This window comes from Dietzia sp. NPDC055343 (genome assembly GCF_053645265.1).
Genome location: NZ_JBSHMJ010000035.1, coordinates 1 through 19,978 on the forward strand (window position 1 = coordinate 1; position 19,978 = coordinate 19,978).

Annotated in this window: 18 protein-coding genes and 1 riboswitch; of the genes, 11 read left to right on the forward strand and 7 right to left on the reverse strand. The window is 71.5% G+C overall.

Going from position 1 to position 19,978, the window contains the following annotated elements:
- The 5 genes from ACWIE7_RS14790 to ACWIE7_RS14810 form a co-directional block, all read left to right on the forward strand.
- Positions 1-698 (forward strand): LysE family translocator (locus tag ACWIE7_RS14790; protein ID WP_454069734.1); only part of this gene is annotated, 698 nt, incomplete at its 5' end.
- A 149-nt stretch (positions 699-847) separates the two neighbouring features.
- Positions 848-1,528, forward strand: a complete 681-nt coding sequence (locus ACWIE7_RS14795; protein WP_454069736.1) for a hypothetical protein — start codon at positions 848-850, stop codon at positions 1,526-1,528.
- A gap of 31 nt (positions 1,529-1,559) precedes the next feature.
- Positions 1,560-1,682: a hypothetical protein gene (locus ACWIE7_RS14800; RefSeq protein ID WP_454069738.1), complete on the forward strand. Its 123-nt coding sequence runs from the start codon at positions 1,560-1,562 to the stop codon at positions 1,680-1,682.
- A gap of 149 nt (positions 1,683-1,831) precedes the next feature.
- Positions 1,832-3,304 carry a PepSY-associated TM helix domain-containing protein gene (locus ACWIE7_RS14805; RefSeq protein ID WP_454069740.1) on the forward strand — a complete coding sequence of 491 codons (1,473 nt, stop codon included), beginning with the start codon at positions 1,832-1,834 and terminating at the stop codon, positions 3,302-3,304.
- A 121-nt stretch (positions 3,305-3,425) separates the two neighbouring features.
- A complete protein-coding gene (locus tag ACWIE7_RS14810) occupies positions 3,426-5,399 on the forward strand; it encodes an ABC1 kinase family protein (protein WP_454069742.1) in 1,974 nt (657 codons plus the stop codon).
- Positions 5,400-5,871: 472 nt separating this feature from the next.
- On the opposite strand, the gene ACWIE7_RS14815 is transcribed toward ACWIE7_RS14810, so the two are convergent.
- The 3 genes from ACWIE7_RS14815 to cbiE form a co-directional block, all read right to left on the reverse strand.
- On the reverse strand, positions 5,872-6,012 hold the full coding sequence (locus ACWIE7_RS14815; protein ID WP_454057289.1) for a hypothetical protein: 141 nt from the start codon (positions 6,010-6,012) through the stop codon (positions 5,872-5,874).
- A 187-nt stretch (positions 6,013-6,199) separates the two neighbouring features.
- On the reverse strand, positions 6,200-6,967 hold the full coding sequence (locus ACWIE7_RS14820) for a cobalt-precorrin-4/precorrin-4 C(11)-methyltransferase (protein WP_454069744.1): 768 nt from the start codon (positions 6,965-6,967) through the stop codon (positions 6,200-6,202).
- On the reverse strand, positions 6,964-8,250 hold the full coding sequence (gene cbiE / locus ACWIE7_RS14825) for a precorrin-6y C5,15-methyltransferase (decarboxylating) subunit CbiE (protein WP_454069746.1): 1,287 nt from the start codon (positions 8,248-8,250) through the stop codon (positions 6,964-6,966). Before cbiE ends, ACWIE7_RS14820 begins: the two co-directional genes overlap by 4 nt.
- A gap of 74 nt (positions 8,251-8,324) precedes the next feature.
- Positions 8,325-8,511, forward strand: a riboswitch (cobalamin riboswitch).
- Positions 8,512-8,534: 23 nt separating this feature from the next.
- Here cbiE and ACWIE7_RS14830 point away from each other — a divergent pair.
- The 6 genes from ACWIE7_RS14830 (at position 8,535) to ACWIE7_RS14855 (ending at position 15,898) form a co-directional block, all read left to right on the forward strand.
- A complete protein-coding gene (locus ACWIE7_RS14830) occupies positions 8,535-10,733 on the forward strand; it encodes a VWA domain-containing protein (RefSeq protein ID WP_454069748.1) in 2,199 nt (732 codons plus the stop codon).
- Positions 10,733-11,347, forward strand: a complete 615-nt coding sequence (cobO, locus tag ACWIE7_RS14835) for a cob(I)yrinic acid a,c-diamide adenosyltransferase (protein ID WP_454069749.1) — start codon at positions 10,733-10,735, stop codon at positions 11,345-11,347. The genes ACWIE7_RS14830 and cobO overlap by 1 nt, the downstream gene beginning before the upstream one ends.
- Positions 11,348-11,473: 126 nt before the next feature.
- Entirely contained in the window at positions 11,474-12,868 is a 1,395-nt protein-coding gene (locus ACWIE7_RS14840) for a cobyrinate a,c-diamide synthase (RefSeq protein WP_454069775.1), read from the forward strand.
- Positions 12,869-13,059: 191 nt separating this feature from the next.
- The gene (locus ACWIE7_RS14845) at positions 13,060-14,613 is read left to right on the forward strand and encodes an FAD-binding protein (RefSeq protein ID WP_454069750.1); all 1,554 of its coding nucleotides are present in this window, start codon (positions 13,060-13,062) and stop codon (positions 14,611-14,613) included.
- A 97-nt stretch (positions 14,614-14,710) separates the two neighbouring features.
- Positions 14,711-15,481 carry an SDR family NAD(P)-dependent oxidoreductase gene (locus ACWIE7_RS14850; protein ID WP_454057296.1) on the forward strand — a complete coding sequence of 257 codons (771 nt, stop codon included), beginning with the start codon at positions 14,711-14,713 and terminating at the stop codon, positions 15,479-15,481.
- Between the two features lie 45 nt (positions 15,482-15,526).
- The gene (locus ACWIE7_RS14855) at positions 15,527-15,898 is read left to right on the forward strand and encodes a RidA family protein (RefSeq protein ID WP_454057297.1); all 372 of its coding nucleotides are present in this window, start codon (positions 15,527-15,529) and stop codon (positions 15,896-15,898) included.
- On the opposite strand, the gene ACWIE7_RS14860 is transcribed toward ACWIE7_RS14855, so the two are convergent.
- From ACWIE7_RS14860 to ACWIE7_RS14875, 4 genes are all read right to left on the reverse strand, one after another.
- A complete protein-coding gene (locus ACWIE7_RS14860) occupies positions 15,899-16,714 on the reverse strand; it encodes a cobalt-precorrin-6A reductase (protein ID WP_454069752.1) in 816 nt (271 codons plus the stop codon).
- Entirely contained in the window at positions 16,711-18,318 is a 1,608-nt protein-coding gene (locus ACWIE7_RS14865; protein WP_454069754.1) for a cobyric acid synthase, read from the reverse strand. Before ACWIE7_RS14865 ends, ACWIE7_RS14860 begins: the two co-directional genes overlap by 4 nt.
- A 246-nt stretch (positions 18,319-18,564) precedes the next feature.
- Positions 18,565-19,320, reverse strand: a complete 756-nt coding sequence (locus ACWIE7_RS14870; protein ID WP_344997081.1) for a YdcF family protein — start codon at positions 19,318-19,320, stop codon at positions 18,565-18,567.
- Positions 19,317-19,898 carry a TetR/AcrR family transcriptional regulator gene (locus tag ACWIE7_RS14875; protein WP_344997084.1) on the reverse strand — a complete coding sequence of 194 codons (582 nt, stop codon included), beginning with the start codon at positions 19,896-19,898 and terminating at the stop codon, positions 19,317-19,319. The genes ACWIE7_RS14870 and ACWIE7_RS14875 overlap by 4 nt, the downstream gene beginning before the upstream one ends.
- Between the last annotated feature and the right edge of the window lie 80 nt (positions 19,899-19,978).

The following is a 19,978-nucleotide window of genomic DNA, read 5'->3' on the forward strand; positions in this document are numbered from 1 at the left end:
CTCCCCTCGATGCGGTACTCGCGTTTGCCGTGGTCGCGGGCCTGCTCACGCTGGTGCCCGGGCTCGATACGGCGCTGATCCTGCGTTCCTCACTCACCCGCTCCCGCCCGTACGCCTGGGCCACCGCCGCGGGGATCGCCACCGGTGCGATGGTCTGGGGCATCGCTGCCGCGGTGGGGGTCTCGGCGCTACTCACGGCCTCCGAGCTGGCCTATCGCGTGCTCACCACCGCCGGCGCGGTGTACATGTGCTGGCTCGGCGCCTCGATGATCCGGCGGTCGATCCGCGAGGGCGCGGTGTCCTTTCCCTCCGCGGACACGGGCGAGGTGGCGGAGGGATCGCCATGGCGTGGCTATCTCGTCGGGACCGGCACCAACCTCCTCAACCCGAAGGTCGGCGTGTTCTACATCGCCACCATCCCGCAGTTCCTCCCCGACGGCGTCGCCCCGCTGCCGATGGGCGCCACCCTGGCGGGCGTCCACGGACTACTGACCCTGACCTGGTTCGCCCTGCTCATCACCGCGGGGTCGTTCGCGCGCCGGCGGCTCATGAATCCCCGGACCCTGACGATGATCGATCGCGGGACGGGGCTCGTCCTGATCGGCTTCGGCGCGAAGCTGCTGTGGGACGCGCTGCTCTCCGGCCCGAGCACGGCGGCCACGGCGCTCGGCCCGCCCAGGTCTCCGGCCCTGACGTGAGGGCCGGCCGGGCGGCGTGAAGGCCCGCCGGCCGGCATAACGGCGGGCGAGCCGTCACTTCGGTCAGCGAATCCCCTGGTGCGCGGCGGGGAATGCGTACCGCAGTGACGGCTCGCCGGCTGCGCCGAGGCGAGCGGTACGCTCGGCCGGTGTCCCCGACCCGCACCGCCCAGGGCTTTCCCTGGGTAGTGGCCTCGCTGTGCGGGTTCGTCGTGGCGGTCGTCAGCGGAGCGACCGGAGTCGTCGCGCACTGGCTCGCCTCGTTGGGTCCGATGCCCGTCACCGTGGACGCGGTGATTGCCACCGTGGCCGCATGCGCCGGGGTCGGGATCCTCACCACCGCCGGCGTGGGCAGATTCCACCCCGGTCTGATCGTGCCCGCCGGGCTCGTCGCGGCCCAGGGGTCCGTGCACCACGCACTCGAGTGGACGCACCGGCTCCACGGCCCTGCACACGGGGCCGGTGACGTCTCCGGGCACGCCGCGCACCTGCTGTACACCCCGGCCGAGCAGGCCGCGATGACCCGCGAGGCGATGACCGCGGGCGCCCACATCGCCGCTGGCGCAGCAGGCCACGGCGCCCCGAGTTGGTCGATGCTCGCCGCCCACGCCGTGGCCACGGTGGTCGCCGCGGCGACCCTCGCGGTGGTGGCCGGCGTGCTGGGCTGGCTGGCCGCCCGCGCCGGGCAGCTGACCATCGGGCGCCTCTGCGCAGTCGACCGGGCCAGCACCGTGCCACCGGCGAACACGCCCCGCGCGGCCTCCGACCGGTTCCTGCTGTCACGCGGACTCCTTCGCGGGCCGCCCGTCGTCCGGGGCGCGCGGGGCTGAGCATCGAGCGGCTCCGGTCCGGAGCTCCACGATGCCCCCGCCAGTGCGGTGGATGTGGCGCGTCGTCGTCACCATGACGACCACGTTCGCCATGGTGACGACCATGCCGCCGACCCCGCGCGCTCCCCTGCAGAACTCATCAACCCCCGCCTGACCCGCGGGGGCCCATCACCGGTGATCCCGCCGTCGCGTGTGCCGTGAGGCCGAGGCGCGATTCCGCTCGTCCCGGCCCGCCGCGTGCGAGCAGGACCGCGGCTCGGCGCATGGCGAGCAGGACACCGGCATCTGCGAGAGGTATCAGCCATGTCTGTGGCACCCACGACTGCCGAACACGCCCGACCACCGAAACCCACCCGACCGGCGCGAACAACCGGACCCGTCGCCGAACAACTCAGGGCGATCCTGGCCCGGATCCACTTCTACGCGGGGCTGTTCGTGGCCCCGTTCCTCATCGTCGCCGCGCTGTCCGGCGCGCTCTACGCGATGTCCCCCACGCTGGAGAAGCTCGCCTACCAGGATCAGATCTCCGCGACGACAACGACGACGACAACGAGCACACCCTTGGCCGAGCAGATCGCGGCCGCCCGGGACCGCCAGCCCGGCCTCGATCTGGTCGAGGTCTGGCCCGCCGACGAACCCGGGATCGCCACCCGCGTCCTCTTCGCCGACGACTCGCTCCCCGAGGGCGTGAACCGTGCCGTCTTCGTGGACCCCGCGGACGCGTCCGTGAACGGTGTGCTGACCAGCTACTCGGGCGTCGGTGAGCTCCCCGTGCGCAGCTGGATCTCCGGCCTGCACAGTGACCTGCACCTCGGCACCGCGGGGGCGATCTACTCGGAACTCGCCGCCTCCTGGCTGCTCATCCTCACGCTGAGCGGGCTGTTCCTGTGGTGGCGTAAGACCCGCACCGCCAGGTCCGCGCGTCGGGCCGCGATGCTGCGGGGCGTTCCCGGGCGACCGGGAACGCGTCGCAAGACCATGTCCCTGCACGCGACCCTCGGCACCTGGTTCGCCGCGATCCTCCTCGGGATCGCCACGACGGGCCTGACCTGGTCCACCTACACCGGCGGGAACATCGATTCGGTGGTCTCGGCGATGAACTGGCGATCAGACCCCCTGCAGACCTCGATCAGTGGTGATGCCGCCACAGCCGACGCGCACACGGAGCACCGGGGCCACTCCGCCCAGCACGCAGGGCACCGATCCCCCACCGAACAGGCCCCCTCGGTCCTCGACGCGGCCCGCCACGCCGGACTGGACGGCCCGCTCCGGATGAGCGCGCCCGCCGACGCGGACTCGGCGTGGACGGTCAGCCAGCTGTGGGGACCGTGGGTGTTCAGCTCGGACTCGGTCGCCGTCTCGGGGGACGACGGGCGGATCGTCGACCGGCTCGACTTCGGGGACCTGTCTCCGTACTCCAAGCTCTCGTCCTGGGGCATCTACCTGCACATGGGGATCATGTTCGGGCTCCCGCTACAGATCGCCCTCGCCGCGACGGCACTGGCGGTCGTGGCGCTCGCGATCTCGGGGTACCGAATGTGGTGGAAGCGCCGCCCGACCCGGGGCGGACTTCCCGCGCCCCTGGGGAAGACCGCCGGGCTCACCTGGCAGGTCTATGCGATCGCCACAGCCGCCGCGGTGGGGCTCGGGACATTCATGCCACTGCTGGGGATCTCGTTGGCGGTCTTCGTCGTCGTCGACATCGTGGTCACCCGCCGCGCCACCGTCACGGCCCGTACGGCCGGACCCACCACCCCGGCCGGGCCCCGCTCGTAACCCTGCTCGCGTGACCGACCCGCGGTGCGGCACCTGCCGCGCTGCGGGTCGGTCCCCGTCACGCCCGTGCGCATCTGCCGCAGCGCCCCTCCCAACAGGGGCGCGACCCTACAGTGAAGGCGTGCAGACCTTGTTCATTGTCATCTCCGTTGTCATCAACACGGTTCTGGTCGCCTGGACGGTCCGGCGGCTGATGGGCGGGCCCGTGGGGTGGCCGCGGATCTTCGTGTTCTCGTTCATCGTCGCCCTCGTCGCCAATCCCCTCCTGCTCACCACACTCGAACACACGGGCATCGACAACCCGTCCGCCCCGGAGCACATCTGGAGCACGGTCGCCATCTCGGTGCTCTTCATCGCCTGGGTCATCGCGTTCGAGATCAGCATCCTCGTGGTGACCGAGATCCTCGTGCCCACGGGAAACCTGCCGGGCCCGATCGAGTTCGTGCGCGGGATGCCCGGCTGGTTCCGGCGCGCCCGGCGGTTCCGGCAGATCTTCGCCATCGCCGCACGCCAGGGACTCATCGGCTACCTCGGCCGGTCGCGTTCAGCCGTGGACCGCCTCAGCCGGCCCGACACCGCGGTCGCGCTGCGTACGGCGCTCACCGAGGGCGGGGTGACGTTCATCAAGCTGGGACAGATGCTCTCGACCCGCCCCGATCTCCTGCCTCCGGCGTACATGAACGAGTTGTCGCAGCTGCACAGCCAGGTCCCACCGGACCCCTGGGAGACCGTCCGGCAGTCCCTCACCACCGAGCTGGGCGGCCCGCCCGAGGAGCTGTTCTCGGAGTTCGATCCCGAACCGCTGGCCGCGGCCTCCCTCGGACAGGTGCACACGGCCACGCTGACGACCGGCGAGGACGTCGTGGTCAAGATCCAGCGCCCGTCGGCCGACGCGACCGTCCGCGCCGATCTCGACATCATCACCCGGCTGGCCCGACTGTTGGAGAAGCGGGCCGCCTGGGCCCGCCAGCTCGGAGCGGTCGACCTGGCGGAGGGATTCGGGGCCTCACTGTACGAGGAGCTGGACTACCGCACGGAGCTGCGCAACCTCACGGCCCTGGAGGGGACCGAGGGTGTGATCATCCCCGGAGCGCACCGGCGGTTCTCCACCGGGCGGATCCTCACGATGGACCGTATCGAGGGCGTCCCCCTGTCCAGCGCCGCGGACCAGATCAACGAGCTGTCCACCACAGAGCGCGAGGACCTCACCCGCACGATCCTCGAGGTGGTCCTGAGGCAGATCCTGGTCGACGGCGTCTTCCACGCCGACCTGCACGGCGGGAACATCCTGCTCACCCCCGACGGGTCGTTCGCCCTCCTCGACTTCGGCTCGGTCGGTCGCCTCGACCGCCAGGCCCGACTGGGACTGAGATCGCTGCTCATCGCCATCGACCGCCAAGACGGTGCCGCCGCGACCACCGCGCTGTGCCACATCCTCATCCCGCCGGCAGACCTCGACCTCGTGACCACGCAGTGGCTCATCGGCGACCTCATCATGCGCATCGACGGCATGCCGGCCGACGTGCTGTTCAACGACCTGTTGCGGGCGGTCGTCTCCGCCGGGTTCAAGGTCCCGTCATCCATCGCCGCGGCCTTCCGTTGCCTGGGCGCACTGGAGGGCACGCTGTCCCTTCTGGCCCCGGATATGGACGTCATCGCCACCACCCGGTCGATCGCCTCGTCGGTGTTCCGGGAGAGCCTCTCGCCCGGCCACTCCGTGCGCACGGGCATCGAGCAGGCGGCGCTGGTGGCGCCGATCGCCGAGCGAGCGCCCGCCCAACTGTCGTCGATCCTGGGACGCCTCGACCGCGACAACCTGGGGCTGAGCTTCTCTCCGCTCGCCGACCCGGCGAGCAGGGCGGTGGCCAACCACTTCGCGCAGGTCATCTCCCTGTCCGTGCTCACTGTCGTGGCGGCGTTCAGCGGTATCGCCCTGGTGCTGTCCGAGGAGGGGCCGCGGTGGTCGGACGACCTGCTGATGACCACCTACATCGGGATGGCCCTCCTGCTCATCGCCTACGTGATCGGCAGCCGCCTGGTGATCATGACGCTGCAGCGCGGGTTCCGAGAGAACACGCGAACGTCCGCCGGGTAGCGCGGTTGGTGCCGACCGGCCGGCAGGTCATCGGTGCGATCAGATCGTTCGAGACGCCGAGTCGACGCTCGCCTTAGATACTGGAGACCGACAGCCACTGATCCACGGCACGATCCGGCGCCAAGTCAGTAGCAGGATCAGGCGGCTGGGCGCCTACCGAGGTATTCGTCGATGGCCACTCGAACGACGGCGCTCATGGGCTGCCCGGTCCGCTCAGCGGAGTCTGCCACCCGGCGGCGGCGGCCTGCGTCGGTGAGCCGCACTGCGAGTGGACGGGTGTGCTCGGCGCCCTCCCTCTTGCACGGCCGACCGGGGCGATAGTCCTGACGGACCTGGGCGGCGTCGTCCAGCACCTCGTAGTCGCCGCCCTCGCTCGCATCCGCGAGCTGCGCACAATACTCCGCGCTCGTTCGTCGTGCTCACGATTCCTCCTGCGGAGATCGCAGTCGGCGGTCGACCTGGCCAGTCACATCTAGTGGCCCGCGGTCACCCCGAGCACTTCGCGGGCCACTGCCGACGTCAGCGACATGGCGTGGGAGACATGCAGTTCTCCGGCGTGGACCTGGTCGGCGACCACCTCGATCAGTGGCCCGCCGTCAGGGTCGCCGATCATTCGTTTCAGCTCTGGGCTCGGATCTGCCCGCGGGCCTACCGGTATCGAAATATCGGTGCTCCAGTACTGCCCGGATCCCCGCGTCTTCGCTGCCGTGGCGGCGCGCAGATACAGAGCTCGCTACCATCACCGGAGAGCCGTTTCACGGTTTCCGGATGTTCCGCGACGGCGGTTCGGGCCCCGGCTCCTACCCAGCGGCTCGCCGCCGCTTCGACTCCCGCTCCGGGTCGGAGGCATAGAGCCACGACTCGGCCGAGCCGGGCCGGTCCATCGCGCGGCCGACCAGAATGACCGCGGCCTGTCGTAGTCCCGCCGCCTCGACGGAGTCCGCGATGTCGGCGAGCGTGCCCCGCAGTTCCACGCGGTGCGGGCGGCTGGCGTTGGCGACCACCGCAACCGGGCAGTCTGCGCCGTGCGTCGGCACCAACCGCTCGGCGAGCTCGCGGATCCGCGTGATGGCCAGGTGCAGCACCAACGTCGCTCCGGTGGCGGCGAAGTGCTCCAGCGCCTCCGCGGGCGGCATCGCTGTGGAGCGGGCCTGAACGCGGGTGAGCACCACCGACTGCACCACCTCCGGCACGGTGAGCTCCACGCCCAGCTCGGCGGCGGCCACCGCGTACGCGGGCACGCCCGGGACCACGTCCCACGGCACCCCGGCGGTGTCGAGGCGGCGCGTCTGCTCGGCCAGCGCCGAGTACAGCGACGGATCGCCCGAGCACAGCCGCACCACGTCCAACCCCTCGGCGTGAGCGGCGGCGATCTCGGCGATGATCCCGTCCAGGTCCAGGTGCTGGGTATCGACCAGGCGGGCATCGGGCCGGCAGTGATCGAGCACGCCCTCGTCGAGGTAGGTGCCGGCGTAGAGGCAGACGTCGGCCGCCCGAAGCGCGGCCGCCGCGCGCAGTGTGAGCAGGTCAGCGGCGCCGGGGCCGGCACCCACGAAATGAACGGTCACGAGATCTCCTCTACAGATGTCTCCAGCGGTTTGACGGCGGCCCACTGCACCACCGCGCGCGCGGGCGCCCAGCCGGTGAATCCACCGATCGCGTCCGCGTGTTCCACGTGGAACCTGGTCAGTTCGCCGCCGAGTTCGGCGCGGGCGTCGAGCAGCACGCGCTCGGTCTCGACGGTGACCGCGTGTGCGACCAGCCGACCGCCCGGCCGGAGCGCATCCCAGCACAGGTCGACCAGTCCCGGAGCAGTGCCACCGCCGCCGATGAAGACGGCGTCCGGACGGGGGCACCCCTCCAGAGCCTCGGGCGCACGTCCCCGGACGACCTCGAGCGCCGGCACCCCGAGGCGGGCTGCGTTGCGACCGATCCGCTCGGCGCGGGCGTGGTTCGCCTCGACCGCGATCGTCCGGCAGCTCGGGTGGGCCCGCATCCACTCGATCCCCACCGAGCCGGCACCGGCTCCCACGTCCCAGAGCAACTCCCCGTACCCCGGGGCCAGCCGGGACAGAGCCGACGCCCGCAGGTCGCGGCGCGTGAGCTGGCCGTCGGATTCGAAGGCGTCGTCGGGAAGCCCGGGCACCATGCCCAGGCATCGCGCCGGGTGTGGGGCCGTGGGGCCGGCGTTGTCGTCGTCGTTGTCGGGGCGCCCGTCCTGCCCCGTTCCGACCCCGCACTCCACGGCCAGCACGTGCAGGGCCGGGGCCTCGTCGCCCGGCGACCACTCGCTCGCTCGACTGCGCTCGCTCGCCTCCGCGGGGGCGCCCAGGTCGGCCAGCACGGTCATTTCACTCGCGCCGAAGCCGGCGGCGGTGAGCATCGCGGCGACCTCGGCGGGCGTGTGGCGGTCCGCCGAGAGGATCAGGACCCGACGCCCGGGGGACAGTTCGCGGGCGATCGTGCGATGGTCCCGGAGCACCGCCACTGACTCGGCCGACCAGCCCATCCGCGCACGCGCCAGTGCCACCGACGAGACGGCGGGGAGCACCGTCACCGCGTCGCGACCGAGTGCGTTGATGAGTGTTGCCCCGATGCCCGCGACCAGCGGGTCGCCCGAGGCCAGAGCCACTATCCGGCGGTCGCGGTGGCGCTCGAGGAGCGTGGGCAGACCAGGCAGAAGCGGCCGCGGCCAGGGCTCCCGTATGGCCGCCACCTCCCCCGGGATCATCGCGAGATGACGCTCCCCGCCGAGCAGCACATCGGCGTCACGGACGGCGCGACGGCGGGCCTCGTCGAGACCGTCCCAGCCGTCGCCGCCGATGCCCACCACGACCACCTGTGCGTTCATGAGCCGGAAGACTACAGCCGAGGCCGGGAGCCACGGTGCCGGAGATGGTGGGTAGCCTGGCATGCAGTCAACTGAACAACCCCACAGCACGAGGTGCCCCACGACCCGCCCAGGCGGTGCGGAGGGGAGAATCAGGGAAGCCGGTGAGAATCCGGCACAGGGCCCGCTACGGTGACCCGGCCTCTCAGACGATCGCGCACAGTGCGCACGTTCCGAGATGAGCCGGGAAGTCCGGAGACCGGCCTCGCGCTGACCGCCACTGGCAGACGAGAGCGGGAGCCCCCATGCCACAGCACTACCCTTTCAGCGCCGTCGTCGGATCCGATGACATGGCGCTCGCCCTCATCCTCACCGCGGTGTCGCCGTCGGTGGGTGGTGTCCTCATCCGCGGCGAGAAGGGCACCGCCAAGTCCACGATGGTGCGCGCGCTCACCGGCGTCCTACCGCCCATCGACGTGGTGGCCGGCGATCGCTTCTCCTCCGCGCCCACCGACCGCGGCACCGAGACCCCCGACGGCCGGATCCCCGCCGACGCCCCTGTCGAGCAGCGTGCCGTCCGCCTGGTCGAGCTGCCGATCGGCGTGTCCGAGGACCGCATCACCGGCTCTCTCCATCTGGAGAGCGCGCTCAGTGACGGCGTCACCGTCTTCGAGCCCGGCCTGCTCGCGCGGGCCCACCGCGGCCTGCTGTACGTGGACGAGGTCAACCTCCTGCACGACCACGTGGTGGACCTTCTCCTGGACGCCGCCGCGATGGGCCGCGTGACCGTCGAGCGCGACGGCGTCTCGGTGGACCACGCCGCGCGCTTCGTGCTGATCGGCACCATGAACCCCGAGGAGGGCGAGCTCCGGCCCCAGCTGCTGGACCGATTCGGCCTCACCGTGGAGGTGGCCGCCCCGCGCGACCCCGAACTCCGGGCCGAGGTGGTGCGCCGTCGCATCGCGTTCGAATCCGACCCGACCGGGTTCGCCTCGAGCTTCGCCGCCGACGAGGCCGCGCTGGCCGAGCGGATCGTCGCCGCGCGCGAGCTGGTCGACCGCGTGCCGATGTCGCCGTGGGCACTGGCCACCATCGCGCGGGTCTGCGCCGGGTTCGACGTGGACGGCATGCGCGCCGACATCGTCACCGCCCGCACCGCCGCCGCGCACGCCGCCTGGCAGGGCCGGGCGCGGATCACGCGCGAGGACATCCGCGTCGCCGCGCGCATGGCGCTACCCCACCGCCGTCGGCGCGCCCCCTTCGATGCGCCGGGCCTCGACGAGGACCTGTTGGAGAGGTTGTTGGGCGACGACGACGAGCCCGACCCCGAGCCCGACGGGGATCCGGACACCGAGTCCACGGATCGCGCCGAGACCCCGGACGGGCAGCCGGGCACCGACGGGGCTCACGAAGCGGACGCCCCCCGGGATGCGGACCCGGCCGATGCAAGCGCCGCCGACGACGCCCGTACTGACCCCGGCACGGACACCCGCCCGGACGCAGACCTCGACGCCGGCCGCGGCACCGAGGAGTCCCACACCGGCCACGACACCGCAGACCCGCAGCGTCCCGACGCGGAGCAGGGTCCCGACGTCGCCGAGGAGGGCGACCAGGGCGACTCCCCGGCCGGGGCGCCCGGTGGCATCCCGCCCGGCACCGTGGCCTCCGCCGCGGACCCGTACCGCACCCGGCTGCTGTCCGTCGCCGGCACCGGCCACGGCGCTGCCGGCCGCCGGTCTCGCGCGCTCACCAGCTCGGGGCGGCGGATCGGATCGGGCGACTTCACCGGCTCGGACCTGCATCTTCCCGCCACCATCCGCGCTGCCGCCAGGTGGCAGGCGGGCCGCGGCCGCACCGGGGGCCTTCAGGGCGGCCGGCTGCTGCTGGCGCCCGAGGACCTGCGCTCGGCCGTGCGCGAGGGCCGCGAGTCCAACCTCGTGCTCTTTTGCGTGGACGCCTCCGGGTCCATGGCCGCCCGCACCCGGATGGAGCAGGTCAAGACCGCCATCCTCTCGCTGCTGCTGGACGCCTATCGCCGCCGCGACACCGTGGGCCTGGTGACCTTCCGCGGGTCCGGCGCGCAGGTCGCCCTCCCGCCCACCTCCTCGGTCGACATCGCCGCGACGCGCCTGGCGGAGCTCCCCGCGGGCGGCCGCACTCCGCTGGCGGAGGGTCTGCTCGCGACCGCAGAGGTCGTGCGCCGGGAGCGGGTCCGGGATCTTCGGCGGCGGCCGCTCGTCGTCGTCGTCACCGATGGCCGCGCCACCCACGGCCCGGACGCCCTCGCACGGTCCCGCGCCGCGGCGGCCGGGCTGGCGTCGCTGGGCACTACATCCGTTGTGGTGGACTGCGAGACCGGCCGATTCCGCATGGGGCTGGCCGCCGAACTCGCCGCACAGTTGGGCGCCGAGCACGTGCCCCTGGGCGAGGTCACCGCCGAGGGGCTCACCGACACCGTCCGCGCCCGCACCCACTCACGCTCTCCCCGAAACGAGGTGGCCTGATGCCCAAGGGACAGCCCACGACCGTGCCCGACGACGGGCTCAGCACCCGCCAGCGGCGCAACCGGCCACTCGTCATGGTCCACACCGGGCCCGGCAAGGGGAAGTCGACCGCCGCGTTCGGCCTGGCGATGCGCGCCTGGAACCAGGGCTGGGACATCGGCGTGTTCCAGTTCGTCAAGTCGGCCAAGTGGCGGATCGGCGAGCAGTCCGTGATGGAGCGACTCGGCAGGCTGCATGCCGAGACAGGCGAGGGCGGGCCCGTCGAGTGGCACAAGATGGGGTCGGGCTGGTCGTGGTCGCGCAAGGACGGCACCGAGGAGGACCACGCCGCCGACGCCGCCGAGGGCTGGGCCGAGATCAAGCGCCGCCTGGCCGTCGAGCAGCACGACCTATACCTGCTCGACGAGTTCACCTACCCCATCAAGTGGGGATGGGTGGATGCTGCGGACGTGGCCGAGACCCTCGCGGCCCGGCCCGGACGGCAGCACGTGGTGATCACCGGCCGCGACGCCGACCCGAAGCTGATCGAGGTGGCCGATCTGGTCACCGAGATGGGCAAGGTCAAGCACCCGATGGATGCGGGGCAGAAGGGGCAGCGGGGCATTGAGTGGTGAGCCGGGCCGGCGCGGTCGACGCGACCCCGGCGCACACGGTGACGCGCGGTGAGCGCTGACCTGGCCCGATTCGTGGTGGCGGCGCCGGCGTCGGGGCACGGCAAGACCACCGTCGCCACGGGGCTGATGCTCGCGCTGCGGCGCGCCGGCCTGCGGGTCTCGGGCCACAAGGTGGGCCCCGATTACATCGACCCCGGCTACCACGCACTCGCCACCGGGCGGCCCGGCCGCAATCTCGACCCGCACCTCGTCGGCGAGGACCGGATCGTGCCACTGCTCCGTCACGGGGCGTCGGCGGCTGGCGGGGCCGCGGCCGACGTCGCGGTGATCGAGGGCGTGATGGGCCTCTACGACGGCCACATCGGCGGCGACGGGTTCGCCTCCACCGCGCACGTCGCCACGCTGACTGGCAGTCCGGTGATCCTGGTGGTGGACATTTCGCACGCCTCTCGCAGCATCGCGGCCGTGGTGCTGGGAATGGCGACGTACGAGCCGGGGATCCGGATCGCGGGGGTCGTGCTCAACAAGGCCGGCTCCGAGCGGCACTCCGACGAGGTCCGCCGTGCGCTGGCGCCCCTGGGCATTCCGGTGCTGGGCGTCCTGCACCGCGACGACAACGTCACCGCCCCCTCCCGCCACCTCGGCCTGGTGCCCGCCGCCGAGCGCCCCGAGGCCGCGCGGTCGCTCGATCACCTGGCCGAGCGGGTGGCGGCGTCGCTCGATTTCGAGGCCGTCATGCGGATCGCGCGGAGCGCTCCGCCGCTGGCGGGGGCGCCGTGGGACGCGGCCGAGGCGCTGGCGGGGGTCGGTGGTGGCAGGGTCAACGCGCTGGCGGGGGTCGGTGGCGGCAGGGGCGACGACGACCACGACGACAACTCAGCCCGCCCCCGCATCGCCGTGGCCGGTGGCCGGGCCTTCACGTTCCGCTACGCCGAGACTGTCGAACTGCTGGAGGCGGCCGGCTGCTCGGTTGCGGCGTTCGATCCGCTGACCGACGAGGCGCTGCCCGAGGGGACCGCAGGGATCTACCTGGGGGGCGGGTTCCCGGAGGTGCACGCCTCCGAGCTCAGTGCGAACGGGCCGATGTTGTCCTCGCTGGGCGCGGCGATCGCGGCCGGCACGCCGACCGTCGCCGAGTGCGCCGGGCTGCTGTATCTCTGTCGCACCGTCGACGGCTCGCCCATGGTCGGGGCCGTTCCCGCAGATGCCGCGATGGCTCCCCGGCTCACGCTGGCGTACCGCCGGTCGACCGCGCCCGCCGACAGCGTGCTGGCCGCCGCGGGCACCGCGGTCACGGGCCACGAGTTCCATCGCACCGCGGTCAGCCCCGCGGCCGGGGGCGCCGACGACTCCGGAACAGCACCCGCCTGGGTCAGCAGCGCCGGAGCCGAGGGGTTTGTCACCGGATCGGTACACGCCTCCTACCTGCATACCCACTGGGCTGGGCACCCGGCTCTGGCGGCGCGATTCGTCGCTCGGGTCCGGGCGTTCGCCGATACGCGTCGGCCGGCTCGACTCTGAGCATCCGGACCCGGGTGATGCCCCACCGCGCCGTGAACCGGCGCCCCGTCTGAGTCCGCCGTCTCGCGGATTCCACTCACCGGGACTTCCGGACTGTTGCCCCGCATGCCGCCCTACAGTCGGTCGTGATGTGACTCGGATCACCATGAAGATTCGAGGCTCGCTATCCGCTTGAACAAGGGAGACACCCGATGACAGATTCCGCATCCGGCTACGACGAAGCCGTGGATGTATTGGTGGTGGGCTCGGGCGGCGGCGGCCTGTGCGGCGCCTACACCGCGGCCCGCGAAGGGCTCACCGTCACACTGGTCGAGGCCAGCGAGCAATTCGGTGGGACCACGGCCTACTCGGCCGGTGGCGGCATGTGGTATCCCGCCAATCCGGTCTACCAGCGGGAAGGGGTGGACGACACCGTCGAGGACGCGTTCGAGTACTACCATGCCGTGGTGGGCGACCGGACTCCGCTGGAACTGCAGGAGACCTACATCCGGGGTGGATCACCGCTGATCGCGTACCTGGAGCAGGATGCCCACCTGTCGTTCGAGGCCTACCCGTGGATTGACTACTTCGGTAGTGCGCCAAAGGCCCGGCTGGACGGCAAGCGCCACATCATCCCTACACCGCTGCCGGTGAGCCAGGCGCCGGAACTGCGCGAGCTGGTCCGTGGCCCGCTGGACAACGATCGGCTGGGCACACCGAAACCGGAGGACCTCTTCATCGGCGGACGCGCCCTGATCGCCAGGTTCCTCACGGCGATCAGCGCATACGAGAACGCCTCCCTGCACCTCAGCACGACGATGACGCAGCTCCTCACCGACGATTCGGGACGAGTGATCGGTGCAATGGTCGATCGCGATGGCACCCCGACCCGCATCCGCGCCGAGCGCGGCGTGCTCTTGGCGGCCGGCGGGTTCGAGGCCGACCAGAATCTGCGCGAACACTACGGGGTCCCCGGGCGGGCCGAGGACACGATGGGGCCGCCCACCAACGACGGCTCCGCCCTCCGGGCCGCCCTCGCCGCCGGCGCGGACACTGACCTCATGGACCAGGCGTGGTGGTCACCGGGCCTCACGCACCCCGACGGACGGTCCGCGTTCGCACTGGGCTTCGTTGGCGGGATCTTCGTCAACCAGAACGGCGAGCGGTTCGTCAACGAATCCGCGCCGTACGACTCGCTGGCCCGCACCATGCTCGACCTCGTGGACTCCGGCGACCTGGGCGAACGGTACTGGATGATCTACGACGACGCCGGCGAGGGCCGGCCGCCGATCCTCGCGCCCAACGTCACGATGGCCGACACAGCCGAGTTCGTGGCGGCCGGTCTGTGGCACAGCGCGGACACACTCGAGGAACTCGCAACGAAGATCGCGGTACCGGGCGAGGCTCTGGTCGCCACCGTGCGCCGGTTCAACGAGCAGGTGGACTCCGGAGGCGACGCCGACTTCGGACGGGGCGATGAGGCCTACGACCGGCTCTTCACCGACGGCGCGGTCCCGTTCACGCGGATCGAGAAGGGCCCCTTCCACGCCGCGGCCTTCGGGTTCTCCGACCTGGGGACCAAGGGCGGTGTGCGTACCGATGTCCACGGACGCGTCCTCGATCACGACGGCGCCCCCATCGCGGGCCTTTATGCGGCGGGAAACACCATGGCCGCTCCCAGCGGGACCGTCTACCCGGGCGGCGGCAACCCGATCGGCACGTCCGTGCTGTTCAGCCACCTCGCCGCCAAGCACATGGCGGGCTGACACCCCGGTCTCCAGACCACAACCGCGGGGGCTCGCGCACGACGGGCGCCCGCCGTCACCATGTCGACCACTTACTAGTCCAACAAGGAGAAAACAGATGGAAACCACCACCCGACTCGCTGGGAAGGTCGCCGTGGTCACGGGCGGAGGGCAGGGGGTCGGGCGCGGGATCGCGCTCGCCCTCGCCGCCAGCGGAGCGCACGTGCTACTGGTGGGCCGCACGCAGAGCAAACTCGACTCTGTCGCCGAAGAGGTCCGAGAACTGGGGGTCGAGGTCGCCACACTGACGGTGGATATCGCCGGAGACGGCGCGGCCGAGCACATCATTGCTACCGTGCGCGAGCATTTCGGCGGTGTCGACATCCTCATCAACAACGCCAATTCCGCCGTGCCCGCCCCCCTCGACGAGTCGGACGAGGCCGCGTTCCGCGAGGCGTTCGAGTCCGGCCCCCGCGCGGGGTTGTCCCTGATGAAGGCCGCCAAGCCCAGCATGGCCGAGCGCGGAGGCGGAGTGATCATCAACCTCGCCAGCTCCACCGCCGTGCGGTGGGACTCGGTCGGGTACGGCATCTACGCAGCCATCAAGGAGGCTCAGCGGTCGATCACCCGCACCGCTTCTCATGAGTGGGCTCGCGAGGGCATCCGGGCACTGTCCGTCGCCCCTCACGCACACTCACCGGGGCTGGACTGGTGGATGGAGAACAACCCCGAGAAGGCCGAGAGCTTCCTCAACTCCATCCCCTCCCGGCGGATCGGCGACCCGGTCACCGACATCGGCGCGCCCGTGGCGTGGCTCTGCTCGGACGAGGCCTCCTACCTGACCGGGGCAACCATCCCCCTCGACGGCGGGCAGGCCCGCTGGTCGTGAACTGAGCACCTGAGACCCGAACACCCAACCGACAAAGGAATCACCATGGCATCACACGGCGACTGGGCCGAGCAGTTCAAATACTCCGACTTCAAGGAAGCAGGCGGTCTCGTCTACTTCTCCGGCCAGGTCGGTCTGGACGAGGCCGGAAACCCGCCCTCCGATCCGGCCGAGCAGTACCGCCTGGCGTTCGAGGCACTGTCGAGGGTGCTGGGCGAAGCGGGGTGCACGCCCGACGACCTCGTGGACCTGATGAGCTACCACACCAGCTACCCCGAGCACATCGACGAGTTCATGGCCGCCAAGGCCGCGTTCCAGGGCGCCGCACGCCCGACCTGGACCGCGGTCGGGGTGGAGAAGCTCGGCATGCCGGGCACCCTGGTGGAGATCAAGGCGATCGCCCTGGCCGCGCGCTAGCTAACCCGATACCGCCCCGGGGTACGCGTCCAACACACCCCGGGCGGCATCGGCTGCGGTCGCGGCGACCCGCACCCCGGGCGGCGGGCCGGGCCTGCGGACCACGACCACCGGGATGCCGGCGGCCGTCGCGACCGCCATCTTCGGCCACGTCAGCGCCCCGCCGGAATCCTTGGTGACCAGCACATCGATGCCATACCGGTGGATCAGGGCTCGCTCGCCGTCCTCGATGTACGGGCCCCGCGCGCGCAGCACGAGCCACTGCTCGGGCAGCTGATGATCCGGCGGATCCACCACGCGCACGACCGCCGGCACGTCGGCCAGCGGCCCGATGAAACGATCCAGCGACTGCCGGCCCACCGTCAATAGGGGGCGCCTGCCCAGGCGGGCGGCGGCGTCGGCGGCGGAATCGTGGCTGTCGACCCAGTGCCAGCTCTTCGCTCCTGGCGCCTGCGACCAGCCCGGACGCTCCAGTCGCAGCAACGGGACCCCGGTAGCGGCGCACGCGGCGGCGGCGTTCCCGGAGATGATCCGCGCGAACGGATGGGTGGCGTCGACGACCGCGCGCACGCCCGTCTCCCGCAGGAACGCCGCGAGCCCGTCGACCCCGCCGAAGCCCCCGACACGCACCTCGCCCACCGGCAGCCGCGGCTTCGAGACCCGCCCGGCCAGCGACGACACCACCGGAATCCCACGGTCGACGAGTAGCGCAGCGAGCGAACGCGCCTCCCCCGTCCCGCCGAGGATGAGCACGCCACCACGCGCAGCGGCATCACCGGCCGCGCCGGGTCCGGCGGTCGCGGAGGGCCCGCTCATCGGCTCGCCCCCGGTTCGAGCAGCGGCATCGCGGGCGCCCCGGCCCGGGCGAGTTCGAGCAGAGCGTCGAGGTCGAGATGCTCCTCGGCGAGGTCGGCGAGCAGATCCAGCCGCGCCTCGCGGGCCCGGCCGAAGCTCACCCCCGACGCCTCGCGCACGCCCACGGCCCGCCCGGCTCCCGCGGCCCCAGCGCCGCTGCCGCGGGCCACCTCGGCCAGGAACGCGCTGCGGAAGCCGTCCGATTCCAGCGTGCCGTGCCACATGGTGCCGAACACCCGACCCCGCCGGGCTCCGCCGATGAACTCGTCGTCGTCGTCGCCCCGCGTGATTCTCCCGTGGTGGATCTCGTACCCGGTCACGTCCTCGCCGAACTCCCGCCCGGCCGGCAGGCGTAGCGCCTTCTCTGCGGCGAAACGGGTGGTCAGGCCGAGCAGTCCGAGGCCGTCGACGCGCGCGCCGGGGCGCCCCTCGGTGCCGTCCGTGTCGGCGATCTCGCGGCCGAGCATCTGGCACCCGCCACAGATGCCGAGGACCGCACCGCCGCGCTCGACATGCGTAGAGATCGCGCGGTCGAGGCCCCGCGCGCGGAGCCAGTCCAGGTCGTCGAGGGTGGCGCGGGTCCCGGGGACGACGACGAGGTCGGCCCCCGCGAGGTCGCGGGGCTCCGTGACGAATCGCAGCTCGACATCCGGTTCGAGGCCGAGTGCGTCGACGTCGGTGAAGTTGCTGATCCGCGGCAACCGGATCACCGCGACACGCAGGGCGGCGGGCACGGGGCCGGCGGATCCGACACTGCTCGGGGCGGGCACGGCGAGCGCGTCCTCCGAGTCGAGCCAGAGGTCGGGATGCCAGGGGAGCACCCCGAGCGTCGGCCGGCCGGACAGCGCCTCGAGCTCCCGCAGCCCCGGGGTGAGCAGGGAGGCATCGCCGCGGAACTTGTTGAGCACGAAGCCCGCGAGCAGTCGCTGGTCGGCGGCCTCGAGCAGTGCGACGGTGCCGTAGAGGGCGGCGAACACCCCTCCGCGGTCGATGTCGCCCACCACCACGACGGGCATGTCGCCGTGCCGGGCGAGACCCATGTTGACGTAGTCGCTCGCGCGCAGGTTGATCTCGGTAGGGCTGCCGGCGCCCTCGCAGATCACGAGGTCGTGGCGGGAGGCGAGGTCGTCGTAGGCGGCGAAAGCGGCCTCGGCCAGGTGCGCGCGGCCGTCGACGAAGTCGCGCGAGGACACCGACCCGGCCGGCTGCCCCATCACCACCACGTGGCTGCGCCGATCGCCGCCGGGCTTGAGGAGCACGGGGTTCATCGCGGGTTCCGGGGCGGCCCCCGCCGCGACGGCCTGGATCCACTGGGCGCGCCCGATCTCGCCGGTGCCGCCGGTGCCACCGGTGCCACCCCGGTCAGCTGGGTCACCCGCGCCGCCCGGACCCTCCGGGCCGCCCGGACTGCTGACGACCATCGAATTGTTGGACATGTTCTGCGCCTTGAACGGCGCCACCTTGACGCCGCGACGAGCGAACGCCCGGCACAGTGCGGTCACCACGACGGTCTTGCCCGCATCAGAGGTCGTACCGGCGATGAGCAGAGAGGCGGCCACGGACATCGATCCTAGTCGGCCCGCCGACGCCCCTCGCGTGCGCGCCGGAGGCGGTCTGTCCTACGCGCCCAGAATGCACATTTTCAGCCGACGTACGCACCCGGAATGCCACAAAGAGGGTGCGCACCTCAACAGCCCTGGCCATCATGACGCTGCAGAGGCATTCCGCGACCATGGTCTCGCTACGAGCTCGAATGGTGATGGCGTCGCTGCGTGCGCGCCGAAGCACACGGTTCTACGCGGATCCCTCATTCATGCGACATTCACTGCCCCAGGCGCAGGACACCCACAAGCCCGCACGGCGTACCGCGCCATCGCCTCGGCCTCGGCCAGCACCTCGTCGGCCCCCTTCCCGCCGGACATGACCAGGACGGGATCCAGCCCCTGCTCCCGTGAGTGCTCGAAGAGTTCGATCCCCCGATCGACCCTGCCGGCCAGCAGCGGCGTCGGCTCGTCCCCCGACAGACCCGCGCCGAGAACCACCACCACGTCGGCGGACTCCACCCGCCCCAGCCGCCCGTAGATCAGTGCGTACAGCGTGAACCCGATCAGTTCCACGACGATCATCAGGATCGCGAAGAGCAGCGGGAGCGCGAGCAGAATGACGAACAGCGCGAACTCGCTGGCGAGAGCGCCGACCGCGACAGCGGAGCCTGCCACTCCGGCCAGGAGCACGCACTCGACCGCCGCGGGGACCAGCGCGACCAGACCCCGCCCCTCACGCCGAATCATGGTCGCGGAGTTTCGCACGAGGAAGATGCCCACGCCGATCGAGACCAGGAGGCCCACCACCACCGGGCCGAACTCCACCCACCTGGCCACATCGTCATCGGAGACCAGCCTCTCGACCAGCACCACCGCCGAGACCCAGGTGACAAAGACACAGCCGACCGGCGCCAGTCCGTGGCCCGAGCGCCGCGGCTCCGCTGCGATCCGCCATAACGTGACCACCCAGGCCACCAGAGCGAGTACCGTCGGCACGATCATCTCGACCATCACCGGCGTCACGTCGCCGCGGCCTCCGACATCAGACGCGCGGCCATCTCGCGGCCGTCGGTCAGCAGCGACGTGCCGTAGATCCGACGGTGCGCGAACGCCCCTTCCAGGAGGAGGAAGAGGTGCCTAGCCAGCATCCGGTGATCGCCCTCGGGCGGCGTGTCCTCGCGGACGAGTTCGACGAGCCGATCGTAGATCGCCTGCTTGTGATAGCGGATGACCTCGTGGGCGGGATGATCGTCCGGCAGTTCGGCGGCGGCGTTGAGGAACGCGTCGCCGCGTCGACTGTTCCCGGGATCGGCCGCGTAGACGTCGAAGAAGGCCAGAACCCGGGGACTCTCCGCGCGCTCGACCTCCTCCTCGAGCAGGCGCCACCACCACCGGTGCCGATTCAGTAGGTACGCCACGACGAGGCCGTCCTTCGAACCGAAGTTGGTGTACAGGACCGGCTTGGTCACCCCGGATTCGGCGGCGATCATGTCGACACCGACCGCATGGATGCCCTGCTCGTAGAACAGGGTCGACGCCTCATCGAGGATCCGTTGCGCCCCCGGGGTCAGGTCGGACAGGTCGGGGAATTCAGTAGCCATAGCGCCCTTGAATTTACAACCCTGTATAGCTAATCTGAAGTTAGCTATACAGATCTGTATAGCTGCACCCACATTCACCT

What these genes read in the sequence shown, in the direction of transcription:
- ACWIE7_RS14800 (WP_454069738.1), top strand. Translation starts at nt 1,560, where the DNA reads ATGCCCCCGCCAGTGCGGTGGATGTGGCGCGTCGTCGTCACCATGACG.
- ACWIE7_RS14805 (WP_454069740.1), top strand. Translation starts at nt 1,832, where the DNA reads ATGTCTGTGGCACCCACGACTGCCGAACACGCCCGACCACCGAAACCC.
- ACWIE7_RS14815 (WP_454057289.1), bottom strand. Translation starts at nt 6,012, where the DNA reads ATGATCGGCGACCCTGACGGCGGGCCACTGATCGAGGTGGTCGCCGAC.
- cbiE (WP_454069746.1), bottom strand. Translation starts at nt 8,250, where the DNA reads ATGAACGCACAGGTGGTCGTGGTGGGCATCGGCGGCGACGGCTGGGAC.
- ACWIE7_RS14830 (WP_454069748.1), top strand. Translation starts at nt 8,535, where the DNA reads ATGCCACAGCACTACCCTTTCAGCGCCGTCGTCGGATCCGATGACATG.
- cobO (WP_454069749.1), top strand. Translation starts at nt 10,733, where the DNA reads ATGCCCAAGGGACAGCCCACGACCGTGCCCGACGACGGGCTCAGCACC.
- ACWIE7_RS14840 (WP_454069775.1), top strand. Translation starts at nt 11,474, where the DNA reads ATGCTCGCGCTGCGGCGCGCCGGCCTGCGGGTCTCGGGCCACAAGGTG.
- ACWIE7_RS14845 (WP_454069750.1), top strand. Translation starts at nt 13,060, where the DNA reads ATGACAGATTCCGCATCCGGCTACGACGAAGCCGTGGATGTATTGGTG.
- ACWIE7_RS14850 (WP_454057296.1), top strand. Translation starts at nt 14,711, where the DNA reads ATGGAAACCACCACCCGACTCGCTGGGAAGGTCGCCGTGGTCACGGGC.
- ACWIE7_RS14855 (WP_454057297.1), top strand. Translation starts at nt 15,527, where the DNA reads ATGGCATCACACGGCGACTGGGCCGAGCAGTTCAAATACTCCGACTTC.
- ACWIE7_RS14860 (WP_454069752.1), bottom strand. Translation starts at nt 16,714, where the DNA reads ATGAGCGGGCCCTCCGCGACCGCCGGACCCGGCGCGGCCGGTGATGCC.
- ACWIE7_RS14865 (WP_454069754.1), bottom strand. Translation starts at nt 18,318, where the DNA reads ATGTCCGTGGCCGCCTCTCTGCTCATCGCCGGTACGACCTCTGATGCG.
- ACWIE7_RS14875 (WP_344997084.1), bottom strand. Translation starts at nt 19,898, where the DNA reads ATGGCTACTGAATTCCCCGACCTGTCCGACCTGACCCCGGGGGCGCAA.